Raw genomic sequence first — 15690 nt, 5'->3', positions numbered from 1 at the left:
ATGCGCCCTTCCGGCCGCGCCCCAGACCAGATGCGCGAACTTCGCTTCGAGCCCGGCTTCACCAAGCACGCCGAAGGGTCATGCCTCGTCAGCTTCGGCGACACGCGCGTGCTGTGCACCGCCTCGGTCGAGGAGAAGGTGCCGCCATTCCTTCGCGGCAAGGGCCAGGGCTGGGTCACCGCCGAATATGGCATGCTGCCCCGGGCGACCCACACCCGCGGCAATCGCGAAGCCGCCAAGGGTAAGCAGTCCGGCCGCACCCAGGAGATCCAGCGCCTCATCGGGCGCTCCTTGCGCGCTGTCGTCGACCTGCCAAAGCTCGGCGAGCGCCAGATCATCGTCGATTGCGACGTCATCCAGGCCGACGGCGGCACCCGCACTGCGTCCATCTCCGGCGGCTGGGTCGCGCTTCGGATCGCTCTCGACAAGCTGCTGGCCGGCAAGGGCCTGACCACGGACCCGATCCGTACCCAGGTCGCTGCGGTCAGCTGTGGCATCTACAGCGGCACGCCGGTCCTCGACCTCGATTATCTCGAGGACAGCAAGGCGGGCTGCGACGCCAACTTCGTGCTCACGGCCGACGGCTCGATCGTCGAGGCGCAGGCGACAGCGGAAGGCGAATGCTACGACGAGGAGGGGCTGCTCCGGCTGCTCCGACTCGCGCGGATCGGCTGCACCGAGATCTTCCAGGCCCAGCTGAAGGCGACCGGCCGGTGAGGCCGATCGGCGACCGGCTGGTCATCGCCACGCACAACGCCGGCAAGCTGCGCGAGATTGCAGCGCTCGTGGAGCCGCTCGGCATCAGCTGCGTCAGTGCCGAGGAGCTTGGCCTTCCCGAGCCGGAGGAGATCGGCGTCACCTTCGCCGACAACGCGGACCTCAAGGCACGCGCCGCCGCCGACCTCTCCGCACTGCCCGCACTCGCGGACGACAGCGGGCTCTGCGTCGACGCGCTTCACGGCCGGCCCGGCATTTTCTCCGCCCGGTGGGCCGAGGACGAGGAAGGCAACCGCGACTGGATGCGTGCGATGGGAAGAGTCTGGCGCGAAACGGAAGCGACCGAGCCGGACGCGCCGGCTGCCGCACACTTCGTCTGCTCGCTGGCAATCGCCTGGCCGAACGACGGCCAAGCCGAGACGTTCGACGGTCGCGTCGACGGCACGCTCGTATGGCCACCGCGCGGCGACAAGGGTTTCGGCTACGACCCGCTGTTCCAGCCGGTCGGGCACGAACAAACGTTCGGCGAGATGGACCCTGACGCCAAGCACGCCATCAGCCATCGTGCCGACGCATTCCGCAAGTTCCTCGCGGCGCTGGCGTAGGCTGTCCTACAGGACGGGTCCTGCGTTACAGGGCGCAAGCAATGGCAACGGGTAATCCTTCGCACGCCGCGCCGACTCAGCAGCCAGCAGCGCTCGTCAGTGCGAACATTGGGAACATTCGCGCCGTTCGCGACACGCAAGATGCCCTGGCGCTCTACGTCCACTGGCCGTTTTGCGTCAGCAAATGCCCTTATTGCGACTTCAACAGCCACGTCCGCGTCCAGATCGACCAGCATGCGTGGCGACAGGCCCTGCTAGCGGACCTGGCGCACGAAGCGCGGCTCCTCCCGGGGCGTCGGCTGACCTCCATCTTCTTCGGCGGCGGCACCCCATCGCTAATGGACCCGGCCACGGTCGAGGCCGTCCTCACCGCCGCATCGCGGCACTGGTCGGCTTCCGACGAGATCGAGATTACCCTGGAGGCCAACCCCAATTCCGTCGAGGCCGCCCGCTTCGCCGATCTTGCCGCCGCCGGGGTGAATCGCCTCTCGCTCGGCCTGCAGAGCTTCGAGGACGGCGCTTTGGCCTTTCTCGGTCGCGCCCACTCGGCCGATGAGGGAATGCGAGCTCTCGAGACTGCGCAGCAACACTTCGCCCGGGTCAGCTTCGACCTGATCTATGCCCTTCCCGGCGACACCGAGGAGCGCTGGTCGGCAACGCTCGATCGCGCTCTGTCGCTCGGCACGACACACCTCTCGCTCTATCAGCTCACGATCGAGCCCGGCACGCGCTTCTCCGCGCTCCAGCAGGCGGGGAAGCTCGAGCCGCTCGACGCGGACGTTGCAGCCTCGCTGTTCGAACTCACCGAAGAGCGAACCGCGGCTGCAGGCATGCCCGCCTACGAGATCAGCAATCACGCCCGACCAGGCGACGAGAGCCGCCACAACCTCACCTACTGGCGCTACGGCGACTACGCAGGCGTTGGCCCCGGCGCGCATGGCCGGCGGCTCGGCATGCGCACAGCCCGCCACAGGAAGCCGGAGAACTTCCTGTCCGCGCTGGCCCGCAACGGAAACGGCATCGCCGAAGAGGCGCCGCTGACCCCGATCGAGGCTGCCGATGAAGCGCTCGTCATGGGGCTGCGTCTTCGCGAAGGGATCGATCCGGCGGCTATCGCCAACCGGTTCGGACTTGCGACGCTCGTCGATTGGGCCCGGGTCGACCGGCTGGTCGGGTCAGGTCACCTCACGCGCCAGGGAACGCGCATTGCGCTTACGGCGGCGGGACGGCTGTTGCTTGATACTATTCTCGGCGAGATCGCCGCAGTGGAGCCTATTTCTTCACCTGCGCGTCCGCCGGAGCAGCCGCTTGAGTCATTTCCGGCTTGTTCTTCTGCAGCGGCTCGCTCTTGAGCACATACTTGTAGTGATCGGTGGAGCCCGTCACAAAGTCGGCGATCATCATGTCGGCGTCGGACGCCGCGTCCTTCTTCGACATCTTGTTCTTCATGTCGAAGCCGACGACCGCGCTCTTGAAGCTGTTCAGCTGGGCACCGCATTCGTTCCGAACGAACGCTTCGTACGCATCCCCATCGACCTTCTGGGCCGCGGCCTTGGCGACGGACTCCTTCAGGCAGGTCTTGAACGCATCCCGAGGCGCATTGATCACCGCTTGAAGCGCGGTCAGATAGATCGCCGAAGCACCCAACAAAATAATCATCGCACCTCTCCCCAGGTACTGACGACAAGGCCTGTAACATGACTCCTTTTTGTCGCATTTGGAAGCGCTTATCTGGTCGATCCCGTGGCTGAGCCCCTCGCGCCCGGGCTGCACATCGTCGCCACGCCGATCGGCAACCTCGGCGACCTGTCCACGCGTGCTGCCGAGACTCTCCGCAACGCCGACCTGGTCCTGGTCGAGGACACGCGGGTTACCGCGAAACTGCTCGCCCATGTGGGCGCCAAGGTGCCGATGCGCCGCTACGACGATCATGCGACAGAACGCGACCGCGACGCTGTCGTCGCTGCGCTCGGTGAGAAGGCGGTGGCGCTGGTCAGCGACGCGGGCACGCCGCTGATATCCGACCCAGGCTACAAACTCGTTCGCGCGGCCCGCGCCGCAGGGTACGCCGTCCACACTGTTCCCGGCCCCTGTGCAGCCGTCGCGGCACTAACGCTCGCCGGATTGCCGACTGACCGTTTCCTCTTCCTTGGCTTTCTGCCTGCCAAGGCAAAGGCCCGTGCGGACGCAATCCGCGAAGTGGCGCAGGTGCGCGCAAGCCTGCTGCTGTACGAAAGCGGCCCGCGGCTCGGCGCAGCGCTCGCCTCCCTTGCCGAAGTCCTCGGCGAGAGGGACGCCGCAGTGACTCGGGAAATCACGAAGCTGCACGAGGAATGCGTAACGGGCACACTTGCCGAACTCGCCCACCGCTATTCGGAAGCAGCGCCGCGCGGCGAGATCGTGATCGTCGTCGGTCCGCCGGGCCAGGCCGCTGCCGCAAGTGACGCCGATCTCGACAACGCGCTGATCGACGCTCTCGCGCGCCTCTCGCCTTCCCGCGCCGCGGCAGAAGTTGCCGAGCAGCTCAAGCTTCCTCGCAAACGCGTCTACGCGCGAGCGCTGGAACTGTCGCAATGAACCGCCAGGTCGCGGAGCAGCGCGGCCGCGCCGCAGAGGCGATCGCCTGCTGGTACCTGCGTCTCAACGGCTGGCACATCCTTGCCCGGCGCGCCCGAGTGCGGGGCGGCGAAGTCGACGTGGTCGCGCGCCGCGGCAGGATCGTCGCGTTCGTCGAGGTAAAGGCTCGCGCAACGGCGGACGCAGCGGCGATGGCCATCGATCCCTGGCACCTCCGGCGCGTGGTCGTCGCGGCCGAGCGCCTCGCCCCGCGCTACATGCGTCCGGGCGACGACGTCCGCATCGACGCCATACTCATCGTGCCGTTCCGCTGGCCTCAGCACCTCACCAACATCTGGCAAGGGTGACAAAGGCGTGAGCCTCTCCTACCCGAGCGCGATGCCCCAAGCGCCCTTACGCGTCGCCGTGCAGATGGACCCGCTCCGGGGCATCGGCATCGCCGGAGATTCGACCTTCGCCCTGATGCTCAAGGCTCAGGAGCTTGGGCACACGCTCTTCCACTACCTTCCCGACGCGCTCACTTATGTGGACGGCCGCGTCTACGCGGGAGCCCACCCGGTCACCGTCCAGCGCATCGAAGGCGACCATTTCAGTCTTGGCGATTTCACCGTGCTCGACCTCGCAAGCGACGTCGACGTGGTGCTGATGCGGCAGGATCCACCCTTCGACCTCGGCTACATCACCGCGACGCACCTCCTCGATCGGATCAAGGGCGAAACCGTGGTCGTCAACGACCCCGGATCGGTCCGCAACGCTCCCGAGAAAGTCTGGGTGCTTGACTTCGCCGAGTTCATGCCGCCGACGGCGGTGACCCGCTCCCTCGGCGTTGCCCGCAAGTTCCTGGCCGAGCACGGGGAAATCGTCATCAAGCCGCTGCACGGCTTTGCCGGCGGCTCGGTGTTCCGGATCGGCAGCGACGGCCGCAACCTCGCCTCACTAGTCGAGCTGTTCAACACGACGTATCGCGAACCGCACGTCATCCAGAAGTTCATTCCGGAGATCTCCCGGGGCGACAAGCGCATCGTCCTGGTCGACGGGGAGGTCGCTGGCGCGATCAACCGCGTTCCCGGCCAGGGCGAGATCCGCTCCAACCTTGCCGTCGGCGGCACCGCCGCGAAGACCGAACTGACCGCGCGCGAGCAGGAAATTTGCGCGACTCTCGGACCGGAGCTGAAGCGTCGTGGTTTGCTGTTCGTCGGCATCGACGTGATTGGCGGCCGCTGGCTGACCGAGATCAACGTCACGTCGCCGACCGGCATCGTCGCTATCGACAAGTTCAACGGCACCGACACGGCGGCTCTCATCTGGGAAGCGATTGCGCGCCGTGTGGGAGATCGATCCACAACGGCTTGAAACTCGCTCGAAGAGGTCGCTCCAGAACGGTTGTTTAGCTTTTGCTTCAGGAACGGAGGCCTACCAATCTGATGTCGCGGCGAGCCTGCTAACCCCACCAAGTGGGCTCGCTGCGGCGGACCTCTCAGGCTCGCGGATGCGCGTGCCGATACACGTCCAGCAGCCGCGCAGCATCGACCGCCGTATAGATCTGCGTCGACGACAGGCTCGCGTGACCGAGCAGTTCCTGAAGCGCTCGCAAGTCCGCGCCTCGCGCCAGCAGATGGGTCGCGAAACTGTGCCGAAGTGCATGTGGCGTCAGCGTGTCGGGAAGGCCAAGCCGCCGCCGCGCAGCAGCGACGGCGCGACGCACCAGGTCCGGGTTCAGTGGCCCGCCACGCGCGCCGACGAACAGCGGCAGGTCGCCGGTCAGCGGATACGGGCACTGCCGAACGTACTCGTCGATAGCGTCGCGAACGGCAGGAACGATGGGCACGATCCGCGTCTTCGCCCGCTTGCCCGTCACCCGCAGCGTCGCACCGATCGGAAGCGTGCGGCCGGTCAGCGACAGCGCCTCGGCGACGCGCAGTCCGGCGCCGTAGAGCAGCAGCAGGACGGCAAGATCACGGGCGCCGATCCAGGGCTCGCTCGCGGCCTCCGCCGCATCTTCGGCAAGGGACATGGCCTCCGCCGGAGCGGCGGGCCGCGGCAGCGTGCGCGGTCGCCGCGGCGCACGTACGCGCGGCAGCGACGGAGCTTCGCCCGACTGCTCCGCCGCATATTTCAGGAATGCGCGTACGCCCGACAACTCACGCGCCGCCGACGCCGCGCCGAGACCTTCGAGCCGCCGCTGAGCCACGAACGCGCGCAGGTCAGGCGCGGCAAGCTCCGTCAGGTCACGGGGGCCGACCGGACCGCCGCGGTGACGTTCCAGGAACTCGGTGAAGCGATGTGCCGTTGCGACGTAGGCGCGCACCGTATGCGCGGATCGCCTGCGATCATGCTGGAGGTAACCGGCCCATCGCGCAGCAAGTGCGCGGCAGGCGCCGTCGCTTAGTTGGGGCTCGGTTCCGTCACGCACCGGCGGATCATAGTGCCAAGAGTGCGTCCTAGGAACATCAGCAATTCGGAACCGTGACGGGCGTCGAGGCTAAGCTCCGCGCGCTGGCCGAGCGCCAGCAGGCCGGTCGGAAACGGCGGCTCCGCGTCGATCCGGACCAGCGCCTCTGCGCGGATCAGGTCGCATGCCGGACCGAACATCGGATGGCCTCGCCCGACGCTGCGCATGTCGACCCCGGGGACGCTGGCGATGGATCGTTGGAGCAGCGCCGGTTCGACCAGCCGAACGCCGTTGCCGTCGGCGCGGAAACCGCGGTCGCCGACGACAAGCGCCACTGCAACCGCGTCGATCCCGAGGATCAGCGGCCATTCCTGGGTGACGACATGAAGCAGTGCGTCGACGCCTTCCGCCTCCATCGCCGCAATGGCTGCCGAGTGAATGGAGGAAACCGCGCCCGAATGACCGCGGGCAAACGCGATGAGGTCCTGGTTCGCCTCTTCTGCCGCTCCAAGCCGCTCGCGGAGATGCGCGACCGCTCGTTCTTCGAAGGGGATCACCGTCGCCATGTGGCGCAGGATACGCCCAAAGCAGTTAATTTCCTATGGCGACGGGAGTGCCTGTGCGGAGACGGTCAGGCGATCGTCTGACCCGTCGCCTGCCAGTCCTTGAGGAATCCGGCGATGCCGTTGTCGGTCAGCGGGTGCTTGAACAACTGCCAGATGATCTTCGGCGGCGCGGTCATCACGTCCGCCCCAATCTTGGCGGCCTCGACAACGTGAACAGGATGGCGAACGCTGGCCACCAGGATTTCGGTGCCCATATCGTAATTGTCGTAGATGAGGCGGATGTCGGCAATCAGCTGCATGCCGTCGAAACCGACGTCGTCATGGCGGCCGACGAAAGGCGAGATAAACGTCGCGCCGGCTTTCGCCGCAAGCAGCGCCTGCGCCGCGGAGAAGCACAAGGTCACGTTGACCATCGTGCCGTCCTGCGTCAGCGCCTTGCAGGTCTTCAGCCCGTCGGGCGTCAGCGGCACCTTGATCGCAATATTGTCGCCGATGCGCCGCAGGATTTCGGCCTCGCGCATCATCCCGTCATAATCCAGCGCGACAACCTCGGCCGAAACCGGCCCGCTGACGACGCCCGCAATCTCCCGCACCACCTCGACGAAGTCGCGGCCGGATTTGTGGATCAGGCTCGGGTTCGTGGTCACGCCATCGAGCAGGCCGCTGGCGGCAAGTTCGCGAATTTCGAAAATTTCGGCAGTATCGGCGAAGAACTTCATCGTTTGCTTGTGCCCGGACTTTGGTGAATTTGAAGGGCATAGCCGCTGGTGCAGGGCCAGTCATCCAGTTTGGAGAAGCCGATGAGCGAGCATGTCCGCGTCGAACGGAGCGGCGAAGTTCTAGCCATCACGCTCGCGCGGCCCGAACGCCGGAACGCCATCACAACGGGCATGTATGCAGCGCTTGCCGAGCTTCTCGAGCAGGCGCGAGATGACACGAGTATCTGCGTGGTCACGTTCCGAGGCGAAGGACGCGATTTTGCTGCAGGCAACGACCTCGCAGACTTCCTCGATGCGGGGCTGCGAGAGACGGTGGACATCCCCGTCTGGCGGTTCCTGCGCGCGCTCGTCGCCTGCGAGACGCCGATGATTGCGGCGGTGCACGGCAATTGCGTGGGAATCGGCACAACGATGCTCCTCCACTGCGATCTGGTGATCGCTGCCGACAATGCGCGCTTCTCGCTGCCGTTCGTGGACTTGGGCCTGGTGCCCGAAGCCGCCAGCTCGCTGCTCTTGCCCCGGCTTGCCGGCCGCCGTCTCGCAGCTCGCTACCTTCTGCTGTGCGAGCCGTTCGGAGTGGAAGAGGCGCAGGCGGTCGGCCTGATCAGCCATCGTACGCCCGCTGAAGAGCTGTACTCCAGCTTGGACAAAATTGTGAAAGCGCTGCTCGCGAAGCCTTCCGAAGCGGTCCGGCAGACGCAGCGTCTGCTTCGTCATGGGACCAAAGACGAAGTGCTTCAGCGCATGAAGTTCGAAAGCGAACTGTTCGCGGAGCGGCTGGGTTCTGCTGACGTGAAGGCCGCCCTCACTGCCTTCTTCGAGCGGAAGACCGGCGGCTAATTCCCCCAGATCAGGGGGCTGATGCTGCCTGGGTTGGGAAACAGGATCGCGCCCGCAACCTGAAGGTTCTCGACGCGACGATCCAGTCGACTCTGTAGTTCAGACTGCCGGTCACGTTGTTGCCGCATGCCTGGGTCGTGGACGTGAAGGTCGCCGCAGTGCGCGTGATGCCGCGGAACTTCCTGGCGGCGTAGGTCTGCGTCGTGGTTGCGTCGGTGCAGGTGACGGCCAAAGCGCGGCAGCGAGCAGCGGACTCAACCGCCCCGTGAAGGCTCGACGAAGTGTAGCCGACGAATGACGCGGAGATGCCGCCGAAGAGCAGCGCGAAGAACGCGGTGGCCAGAATCGAGAACTCGATCGCCGTGGCTCCGCTCTCGTTGGCTGCGAGACGTCTGATAGGTGAAATCATGGTCATTGCAGCCGGATGTAACCCGTCTTCGTCAAGGTGGCCGGCAGGAACCCGCCTGCCGTCAGATTGCTCCCGAAGAGTGGCGAGTAAGTGTAACTTGCCGAGATGACGACGTAATCGCCGGGCACGTGCGCCGTATCACTCACGCCAGAACAGTCTGCGGGCTTCGCCGCTGAGACCGGGCCGACGCTCGTGAGAACGCCGGATGAGTTCACGCAATAATAGGCTTCGGTCGGATAGCCGGTCGTCGCGGTGACACCCGATCCCAGGGATGTCGCGGCAAGCGCGTTTGTCACTGCCGCAGACAGGCCGGTGCATTTCGTAGTCGCCGGCAGGTGCTTGGTGTCGCATGCGTTCCACGCTGCCTGGGCAGCCGAGTGAACCGCGTTTGCCAATTCCATCTTCTGATAGGACCAGCGGGCGACTTCGAGCCCGTTGAGCAGCCCAACCATCAGCGTCGTTGATGCGATTGCGAACTCGAGCGTTGCGAGCCCTGAGCTGTCGCGGAGCAGGTTCCTAGCGCGCTTGATCATGGGATCAGGCCACCAACCGGCCGCGAACGGCAATCGGGTTGCTCGGCATGGTCAGGCCCTGTTGAGCACACTCGCTCTGATTGATGATGCTGCCGGTGCCGTTGATCGTGATGTTGTCGACCACGATCACGAAGCAGGTCTTGCCGCTCGTCGACTTGCCGACGGCGCCGCTGAACGTGACCGACGAGTGCGGGAAATAAGCGAGGCCGGAGATATTCCAGCTTGGCGTGTTGCCCGCGGCGCTAAGCGTCACGCCGGTGGTCAGCGTCGGGTCGGTGTAGAGGGCGACCCCCGACCAGGTGCCGGACGTGGGCGATGAGATATTGATCGAGCCGCCGCCGGCCGGCCCAATGGTGGAGCCGTCGTTCGTGCCGGAGAAAATGATGGTGGCAGCAGCATTGGTAGCCGTCGTGATGCTGAAGCCGTTTGTATCGAGCTTGCCGTTACGGATCACAATCACGTTGGTGCCCGTGAGGGTGACGTTCCCCGTCAGCTGGACGTCGCCGCAGTAAGTTTTCGTGCCCAGTGCAAGTGTGCCCGTGATCTGATTGGCCGCAGGCAATGCCGGGTCGTTCTTCTTGCTGGGCTCGTGCGAGTAGCTCGTGCACGAGTTGCCAGGGATATTCGAGGCGAGAGATGCGTAGGGGTCCGTCACGGGCGGGGAATTCGGTGTCTGGCTCTTGCCGCAACCGATGCTGGTGCCGACGGCATCGCCGAACCCTGCGTTGAGGTCGCTGCCGTTGCACTTCATGCTGGCATTCGACATGACGTTGCAGCCGTGCAGGTCGGCTTTCGGCGCCCCGTTGGTAGTGAACTCCACCGCGCTCGAGTTCGGCGCCGAACTGGCAAGCGCGAGCATGCAATAACTGCGCGGGCTCGTCTGGAAGCTGGCGACTGCTCTCGCCGAGATTAGCTCGGCGGCACGGCCCGAGATGTTCGTGTTGCCGGCGAAGCCTGCAATCGGCGTGAACAGGAGTGGCACCTTGCGCGTGATCGTCACGCTGTAGCAGGTCGCTGCTCCGGTCGGGCAGGTTACATTTTTCGCTGCAGTGACCGTCACGTTGCCTACGCCGTTGGTGAACCCGTATTTCGCTGCGACCGCCCGTGCTTCGTTCTGGTAATTGTCAGCGTTGTTCGTCGCGGCAGCAACGACAGCTTCGTCGGCGGCGTTCTGGAGGGCGCGCTTGGTCTGGTACCAATTGGCTCCTTCGACAGCCAGGCCGAGGCCTGCGAACATGAGCGGCATCGCGACCCCGAAAATCACCAGCACATTGCCGGCGGTGTCGCTGCGCAGGCGCGGAGCGCCAGCCATCGCCTGGCGAACCATTTGCAGGAGATTACCTAGCCTGCCCTGGTTGATCAGCCGAGTGAGACTAAACATGCGATCCTCACGGTGAGACGTATTGCTTTGGGCGAACCTTTAGCCTCGCCACGGTAAGTGAAGCGTTCAGGGGCATGGTTAATGCGCGTTCACCATCTTCCGGGGACAGGATTCCTTGTCTCAGCGTGTCCTACTACTATAATACAGTGCAAACTCTCGCGGCGTTGACCGGCCCACGGCCGGGCCGCACAAGGGGATGAAAGGATCTGACCATGGCGACCGAACCGGCAGCTGAAACGACGACGGCGACTGCGACGAAGCTGAAGCTCGACCCGCCGGACGCCCTGCAGCCCCTTCCAGCTGCCGAGGCAGCTGGACTGGTGCCGCTCAAGACCGAGGAGACCACCGAGCTCGACAAGCGCGTGGCGCAGTTCGTGGACGAGCTGGCGAGGCTCGATTCCAACAGCCCGGAGTTCGGCAAGAAAGTCGACCAGCTGACGTCGATGGGCCGCAAGGAGATCGCCGAGGCCGCCGGCGCCTCGAACCGCTTCCTCGACCGTCCGGTGAAGGCCATCGACAAGGACAGCGGCATTGGCGCCGATCTCACCGAACTCCGCCGCACGGTCGAGGCCCTCGATCCCAAGGAAGCGACCAAGACGAAGAAGCTCCTCGGCATCATTCCGTTCGGGAACCGGGTCGACCGCTATTTCGACAAGTACCGCAGCTCGCAGACCCACATCTCGAAGGTCCTCAGCAGCCTCGCCAACGGCAAGGACGAGCTGCTGATGGACAATGCGGCGATCGACACCGAGCGGGCGAACTTGTGGAAGACGATGCACAAGCTCGAGCAGATGATCCACATCTCCAAGAAGCTGGACCAGACGCTCGAGGACAAAGCGAACGAGCTCGACGCGACAGAGCCGGCCAAGGCCAAGGCGATCCGCGAGACGGCGCTGTTCTACACCCGCCAGCGGACCACCGACCTGCTCACTCAGATGGCGGTGACGGTCCAGGGCTATCTGGCGCTCGATCTCGTCAAGAAGAACAATGTCGAGCTCGTGAAGGGCGTGGATCGCGCCTCGACAACCACCGTCGCCGCGCTGCGCACGGCCGTCACGGTCGCCCAGGCCATGACCAACCAGAAGCTGGTCCTGGAGCAGGTGACGGCACTCAATACGACCACGTCGAACATGATCGATGCGACCGGCGAGATGCTTCGCACGCAGACGGCGGCGATCCACGAGCAGGCTGCCTCGTCGACGATCCCGCTCGAGACGCTGCAGCGCGCCTTCCAGAACATTTACGACACGATGGACCAGATCGACCGCTTCAAGCTCGAGGCGCTCGGCAACATGAAGCAGACCGTCAACACCCTTTCGAGCGAGGTCGAGAAGTCGAAGGGCTATATCGCCCGCGCTGAAGGGGTGGAGAAGGGCCGCATTGCGGGCGGAGTGTCGCCGCTCACGCCCATCGAAGCAAAATGACGACCGAAAGAGCCGACAAGGTCATTGCCCACGCGAACGACGTGTTCCAGCGGCTCGACGTCCGCAAGGGACCCGTGCGCGATGCGGCCAGCCGCGAGCGGCAGCGGCTGAACTCCGACCTCAAGCGCCGCGTTGCCCGTGTCGGCGTGGCGATCGGCGTCGTCAGCCTGCTGACCATCATCGTCGGGCTGATCATGCCCATCGGCATGTTCGGCTTTCTGGCTGCGGTCGGCTTGGCGATCGGGATTGCCGCATTGCTCGCGTTCATGCCGTCGCCCGAGCGCACGGCTGCAGCTCCTCCCGCGGACCTGCCGAACGGACCGATGGTGCAGCGGTTTGATTCCTACCTTTACCGCACCAGGGCGGCGCTGCCGCCACCAGCCCAGGCCGAGGTGGATGCACTTAGCGCCGTCCTGCCCTCGTTGAAACAGACGCTGGAGCGCGTCGATACGCTTGATCCCAACGCCCAGGACGCGCGGCGACTGATGTCCATCCACTTGCCCGGACTAATCGAGCGCTATTCGCACGTGCCGGCGGCGTACCGGACCGAGCGTGACGGCGAGGGAAAGAGCGCCGATGAGCGGCTGGTGGAAGCGCTTGCTGCAAGCCGAACTGCGCTCGACGAAATCGCGGAGAAGCTGGCCCGGGACGATCTCGCGGCACTCGAGACGCAGGGCCGCTTCATCCAGTCGCGCTACGGCCAGGATGCTCCCGCGGTCGCCGCCCCACCAGAGCGGCCGCTCATCGAGGACTCAGGCGACCACGCCTGACTGCCGGAGCCGCGCGAACTCCTCGTCGCTGAGCTGTTCCCCCACGATGTCCCGAGTGTGCTCGCCCAGCATCGGCGGAGGAAGCTCCGAATCTGCCCGCGCGCCGTCCAGCCGCACGGGTGATCCGACCAGAGGCGTACCGGCAATCGTCCGCACCATCGCGCGGTGCTGCGCCTGAACGTCCGACAGTGCCTGGGTGACGCTGTTGATTGGTCCCGATGGAATGCCTGCAGCCTCAAGCTCCGCCTGCCATTCAGCGGCGGGCTTGTCGCGGATGCACTCGGCGACGAGGCGCACGATCTCGGCGCGGTTCGCGACCCGCGCGCCATTGTTGGCGAAGCGCTCGTCGGTGGCCCACTCTCCATGCCCGCACAGCTCCGCGAGGCGCGCGAACTGGCGATCGTTGCCGACCGCGATGATGATCGGCTGATCGGCCGCCTGGAAGGGTTGATAGGGCACGATATTCGGGTGCGTGACGCCCTGCCGCGGCGGGTCGTTGCCGGAGATCAGCGCGTTCGACGCCTGGTTGGCAAGCATCGCCAGCTGCGTGTCGAACAGCGCCATGTCGATGTGGGCGCCCTCGCCGGTCTTCTCGCGCCGGTAAAGCGCAGAGAGGATCGAGACGCAGGTGTAGAGGCCCGTGAACAGATCGACCACCGCGACGCCGACCCGCATCGGCCCGCCGCCGGGTTCGCCGTCGGGCAAGCCGGTGATGCTCATCAGCCCGCCCATTCCCTGGACGATATAATCGTAACCGGCGCGGTCGGCGTAGGGGCCGTCCTGTCCGAAGCCAGTGATTGAAGCGTAGATCAGCCGCGGGTTGGCGGCGCGGAGCGAAACGGCGTCGAGGCCGAACTTCTCAAGGCCGCCGACCTTGAAGTTTTCGACCAGTACGTCGGCATCGGCAGCCAGCCTTCGGACCAGTGCGGCGCCTTCTTCGGTTCCGAAATCGATTGCCGCGGATTTCTTCCCACGATTCGCGCTCAGAAAGTAAGCCGCAACCCGGCGCTCGCCTTCGCCATGCCACGGCGGCCCCCAGTGCCGGGTGTCATCCCCGCTGCCCGGCCGCTCGATCTTGATGACCTCGGCGCCGAGATCCGCGAGCAATTGCGTGCACCACGGGCCGGCAAGGACTCGGCTGAGGTCGAGGACCCGGATGCCCTCGAGCGGCTTCACGCAGCGCGCTTCCAGACGCGACGGTCGGCAAGCACTGCCCGCGCCGCATTGTGGCCGGGCGCTCCGGTCACGCCGCCGCCCGGGTGGCTGCCCGATCCGCACAGGTACAGACCTTTCAGAGGCATCCGGTAGTCTGCTGCCCCGATCATCGGCCGTGCGCTGAACAGCTGATCGAGGCCCATCTTGCCGTGGAAGATGTCGCCGCCGATCAGACCAAAGCGGCGCTCCAAGTCGAGCGGCGAATGGATCTGGCGTCCAAGCACGGACGCGGCAAAGCCGGGCGCGTGGCTGTCGACCAGCGCGATGATGGCATCGGCGGCCTGCTCGCGCTCCTTGTCCCAGCTTCGGCCGGGGCCAAGATCGTAGCGGAAGTGCTGGCAGAACAGGCTGGCGACGTGCTTGCCCTTGGGCGCCAAGCTTGGGTCCAGCGTCGACGGGATCAGCATCTCGACGATCGGCTGCTTCGCCCAGCCGTTCATCTCGGCATCGAGCCAGGCGCGGTGCATGTAGTCGAGGCTTGGCGCCATGATGATGCCGGCGGTGAGGTGATTGCCCTTTTTCGGAAGCACCGTGAACTTCGGCAGCTCGGACAGAGCAACGTTCATGCGGAACGTCGCGCTCTCGCATTTCCACGCGTGCATTCGGCTGCCGACGTCGGCGCTGACCGCGCCCGACGGGATCAGCCGATCGAACAGTAGTCGCGGATTGACGCCGGCGATTACCAATTTCGATCGCCACGCCTTGCCGCCGGCGACCACGCCGGCCGCGCGGCCCTTGTCGACGATTACCTCCTCGGCAGGAGTGTTGAGCAGGATGTCGACGCCGGCTTCGCGGCAGGCGCGGGCCATCGCCTGGGTGATCGCCCCCATCCCGCCGATCGCATGCCCCCAGGCGCCGGGGACTCCGGCAGCTTCACCGAACAAGTGGTGGAGCAGGACGTAGGCGGTGCCTGGAGCTTGCGGAGAGGCGAAGTTGCCGACCACCCCGTCGAAGCCGAACAGTGCCTTCGTCAGATCGCCCTGGAAGTGGCGGTCGAGGATCTCGGACGCGCTGCGAGTGGCGAAGTCATGAACGATGCGAATCTCGTCGGTCGACAGCCCGACCATGTCGCGGCCGAGCGTCAGCAGCTTCGGCAGGCCGCCAAATCCGGCGCCAACCTCGGGCGGTGCCCGCAGCAGCCACTTCTTGATGAGCGGCACGACGGCCTCAAGCTCCGCGATGTAGCGGTCGTAACCCTCGGCATCGGCCTTCACGTGCCGGCCGATCTCCTTGCGAGTCAGGCCACCTCGTCCGGACAGCAGGTAATCGCCGTTGCCGGGCAGGAAGTTGTCGGTCTTGCGGAGGACGACTTTCAGCCCATGCCGCTCGAGGTCCATTTCGCGGATGACCTTCGGCTGCAGCAGGCTGACCGTATAGCTGGCGGCAGAGTTGCGGAAGCCCGGCAGGAACTCGTCGGTCACGGCAGCGCCGCCGACGACGTCCTGCGCCTCCAGAACCGCGACCTTGAGGCCCTTCTTGGCCAGGTAATAGGCACAGGTGAGCCCGTTGTGGCCCGCCCCGATGATCACTGCGTCGTGCAAA

General features: G+C 65.6%; 18 protein-coding genes. 9 read left to right on the top strand and 9 right to left on the bottom strand.

All coding sequences use genetic code 11. From position 1 onward, the window contains the following. Genes rph through hemW form a run of 3 tightly spaced genes read left to right on the top strand, consistent with a single transcriptional unit; the run spans window position 1 to window position 2674 of the window. A complete protein-coding gene (gene rph / locus ACUXST_RS01840) occupies window positions 1-717 on the top strand; it encodes a ribonuclease PH (protein WP_458388248.1) in 717 nt (238 codons plus the stop codon). After that, window positions 714-1322, top strand: coding sequence for an RdgB/HAM1 family non-canonical purine NTP pyrophosphatase (gene rdgB, locus ACUXST_RS01835; protein WP_458388247.1), 609 nt, complete (start codon window positions 714-716; stop codon window positions 1320-1322). The genes rph and rdgB overlap by 4 nt, the downstream gene beginning before the upstream one ends. Before the next feature lie 41 nt (window positions 1323-1363). Beyond that, entirely contained in the window at window positions 1364-2674 is a 1311-nt protein-coding gene (gene hemW / locus ACUXST_RS01830; protein WP_458388246.1) for a radical SAM family heme chaperone HemW, read from the top strand. Here the strand turns inward: hemW and ACUXST_RS01825 are convergent. Further along, window positions 2595-2981 (bottom strand): hypothetical protein, encoded by a 387-nt coding sequence (locus ACUXST_RS01825; protein ID WP_458388245.1) that lies wholly within the window; start codon window positions 2979-2981, stop codon window positions 2595-2597. The two genes, hemW and ACUXST_RS01825, sit on opposite strands and share 80 nt — an antisense overlap. A gap of 84 nt (window positions 2982-3065) precedes the next feature. Between ACUXST_RS01825 and rsmI the strand changes: the two genes are divergently transcribed. From rsmI to gshB, 3 genes are read left to right on the top strand one after another with little or no spacing between them, the layout of a single operon-like run. Continuing rightward, complete coding sequence (gene rsmI / locus ACUXST_RS01820; protein WP_458388244.1) at window positions 3066-3899, top strand: 16S rRNA (cytidine(1402)-2'-O)-methyltransferase; 834 nt, start codon at window positions 3066-3068, stop codon at window positions 3897-3899. After that, complete coding sequence (locus ACUXST_RS01815) at window positions 3896-4246, top strand: YraN family protein (protein WP_458388243.1); 351 nt, start codon at window positions 3896-3898, stop codon at window positions 4244-4246. The genes rsmI and ACUXST_RS01815 overlap by 4 nt, the downstream gene beginning before the upstream one ends. 31 nt (window positions 4247-4277) lie before the next feature. Then, window positions 4278-5252 (top strand): glutathione synthase, encoded by a 975-nt coding sequence (gene gshB / locus ACUXST_RS01810; RefSeq protein WP_458388989.1) that lies wholly within the window; start codon window positions 4278-4280, stop codon window positions 5250-5252. Window positions 5253-5376: 124 nt separating this feature from the next. Here the strand turns inward: gshB and ACUXST_RS01805 are convergent, their stop codons facing one another. From ACUXST_RS01805 to fsa, 3 genes are all read right to left on the bottom strand, one after another. Next, window positions 5377-6312, bottom strand: a complete 936-nt coding sequence (locus ACUXST_RS01805) for a tyrosine-type recombinase/integrase (protein ID WP_458388242.1) — start codon at window positions 6310-6312, stop codon at window positions 5377-5379. Beyond that, window positions 6285-6857, bottom strand: a complete 573-nt coding sequence (locus ACUXST_RS01800; RefSeq protein ID WP_458388241.1) for a DUF484 family protein — start codon at window positions 6855-6857, stop codon at window positions 6285-6287. The genes ACUXST_RS01805 and ACUXST_RS01800 overlap by 28 nt, the downstream gene beginning before the upstream one ends. A 65-nt stretch (window positions 6858-6922) precedes the next feature. After that, window positions 6923-7576, bottom strand: coding sequence for a fructose-6-phosphate aldolase (gene fsa, locus ACUXST_RS01795; RefSeq protein WP_458388240.1), 654 nt, complete (start codon window positions 7574-7576; stop codon window positions 6923-6925). Window positions 7577-7657: 81 nt separating this feature from the next. Here fsa and ACUXST_RS01790 point away from each other — a divergent pair, with 81 nt between their 5' ends. Continuing rightward, complete coding sequence (locus ACUXST_RS01790; protein WP_458388239.1) at window positions 7658-8416, top strand: enoyl-CoA hydratase; 759 nt, start codon at window positions 7658-7660, stop codon at window positions 8414-8416. A 10-nt stretch (window positions 8417-8426) separates the two neighbouring features. Here the strand turns inward: ACUXST_RS01790 and ACUXST_RS01785 are convergent, their stop codons facing one another. From ACUXST_RS01785 to ACUXST_RS01775, 3 genes are read right to left on the bottom strand one after another with little or no spacing between them, the layout of a single operon-like run. Continuing rightward, the gene (locus ACUXST_RS01785; RefSeq protein ID WP_458388238.1) at window positions 8427-8825 is read right to left on the bottom strand and encodes a TadE family protein; all 399 of its coding nucleotides are present in this window, start codon (window positions 8823-8825) and stop codon (window positions 8427-8429) included. A gap of 2 nt (window positions 8826-8827) precedes the next feature. Then, complete coding sequence (locus ACUXST_RS01780; RefSeq protein ID WP_458388237.1) at window positions 8828-9358, bottom strand: TadE/TadG family type IV pilus assembly protein; 531 nt, start codon at window positions 9356-9358, stop codon at window positions 8828-8830. A 4-nt stretch (window positions 9359-9362) separates the two neighbouring features. Further along, window positions 9363-10739 (bottom strand): pilus assembly protein TadG-related protein, encoded by a 1377-nt coding sequence (locus tag ACUXST_RS01775; protein WP_458388236.1) that lies wholly within the window; start codon window positions 10737-10739, stop codon window positions 9363-9365. A gap of 212 nt (window positions 10740-10951) precedes the next feature. Between ACUXST_RS01775 and ACUXST_RS01770 the strand changes: the two genes are divergently transcribed. Both ACUXST_RS01770 and ACUXST_RS01765 read left to right on the top strand, forming a co-directional pair. Next, window positions 10952-12163, top strand: coding sequence for a toxic anion resistance protein (locus ACUXST_RS01770; RefSeq protein ID WP_458388235.1), 1212 nt, complete (start codon window positions 10952-10954; stop codon window positions 12161-12163). Next, window positions 12160-12933 (top strand): hypothetical protein, encoded by a 774-nt coding sequence (locus ACUXST_RS01765; RefSeq protein WP_458388234.1) that lies wholly within the window; start codon window positions 12160-12162, stop codon window positions 12931-12933. The genes ACUXST_RS01770 and ACUXST_RS01765 overlap by 4 nt, the downstream gene beginning before the upstream one ends. Here the strand turns inward: ACUXST_RS01765 and ACUXST_RS01760 are convergent. Then, a complete protein-coding gene (locus ACUXST_RS01760; RefSeq protein WP_458388233.1) occupies window positions 12916-14109 on the bottom strand; it encodes a CaiB/BaiF CoA transferase family protein in 1194 nt (397 codons plus the stop codon). The genes ACUXST_RS01765 and ACUXST_RS01760 overlap by 18 nt on opposite strands. Next, window positions 14106-15677, bottom strand: coding sequence for a phytoene desaturase family protein (locus tag ACUXST_RS01755; protein WP_458388232.1), 1572 nt, complete (start codon window positions 15675-15677; stop codon window positions 14106-14108). Before ACUXST_RS01755 ends, ACUXST_RS01760 begins: the two co-directional genes overlap by 4 nt. Window positions 15678-15690 lie beyond the last annotated feature (13 nt).

It is taken from the genome of Sphingomonas sp. F9_3S_D5_B_2 (genome assembly GCF_054263715.1).
The sequence above is the reverse complement of the archived record's forward strand: the minus strand, read 5'-3'. Positions and strand labels throughout refer to the sequence as shown.

What these genes read in the sequence shown, in the direction of transcription:
- ACUXST_RS01815 (WP_458388243.1), top strand. Translation starts at nt 3,896, where the DNA reads ATGAACCGCCAGGTCGCGGAGCAGCGCGGCCGCGCCGCAGAGGCGATC.
- ACUXST_RS01780 (WP_458388237.1), bottom strand. Translation starts at nt 9,358, where the DNA reads ATGATCAAGCGCGCTAGGAACCTGCTCCGCGACAGCTCAGGGCTCGCA.
- ACUXST_RS01765 (WP_458388234.1), top strand. Translation starts at nt 12,160, where the DNA reads ATGACGACCGAAAGAGCCGACAAGGTCATTGCCCACGCGAACGACGTG.
- gshB (WP_458388989.1), top strand. Translation starts at nt 4,278, where the DNA reads ATGCCCCAAGCGCCCTTACGCGTCGCCGTGCAGATGGACCCGCTCCGG.
- ACUXST_RS01790 (WP_458388239.1), top strand. Translation starts at nt 7,658, where the DNA reads ATGAGCGAGCATGTCCGCGTCGAACGGAGCGGCGAAGTTCTAGCCATC.
- ACUXST_RS01800 (WP_458388241.1), bottom strand. Translation starts at nt 6,857, where the DNA reads ATGGCGACGGTGATCCCCTTCGAAGAACGAGCGGTCGCGCATCTCCGC.
- ACUXST_RS01770 (WP_458388235.1), top strand. Translation starts at nt 10,952, where the DNA reads ATGGCGACCGAACCGGCAGCTGAAACGACGACGGCGACTGCGACGAAG.
- fsa (WP_458388240.1), bottom strand. Translation starts at nt 7,576, where the DNA reads ATGAAGTTCTTCGCCGATACTGCCGAAATTTTCGAAATTCGCGAACTT.
- ACUXST_RS01825 (WP_458388245.1), bottom strand. Translation starts at nt 2,981, where the DNA reads ATGATTATTTTGTTGGGTGCTTCGGCGATCTATCTGACCGCGCTTCAA.
- rph (WP_458388248.1), top strand. Translation starts at nt 1, where the DNA reads ATGCGCCCTTCCGGCCGCGCCCCAGACCAGATGCGCGAACTTCGCTTC.
- ACUXST_RS01775 (WP_458388236.1), bottom strand. Translation starts at nt 10,739, where the DNA reads ATGTTTAGTCTCACTCGGCTGATCAACCAGGGCAGGCTAGGTAATCTC.
- hemW (WP_458388246.1), top strand. Translation starts at nt 1,364, where the DNA reads ATGGCAACGGGTAATCCTTCGCACGCCGCGCCGACTCAGCAGCCAGCA.
- ACUXST_RS01785 (WP_458388238.1), bottom strand. Translation starts at nt 8,825, where the DNA reads ATGATTTCACCTATCAGACGTCTCGCAGCCAACGAGAGCGGAGCCACG.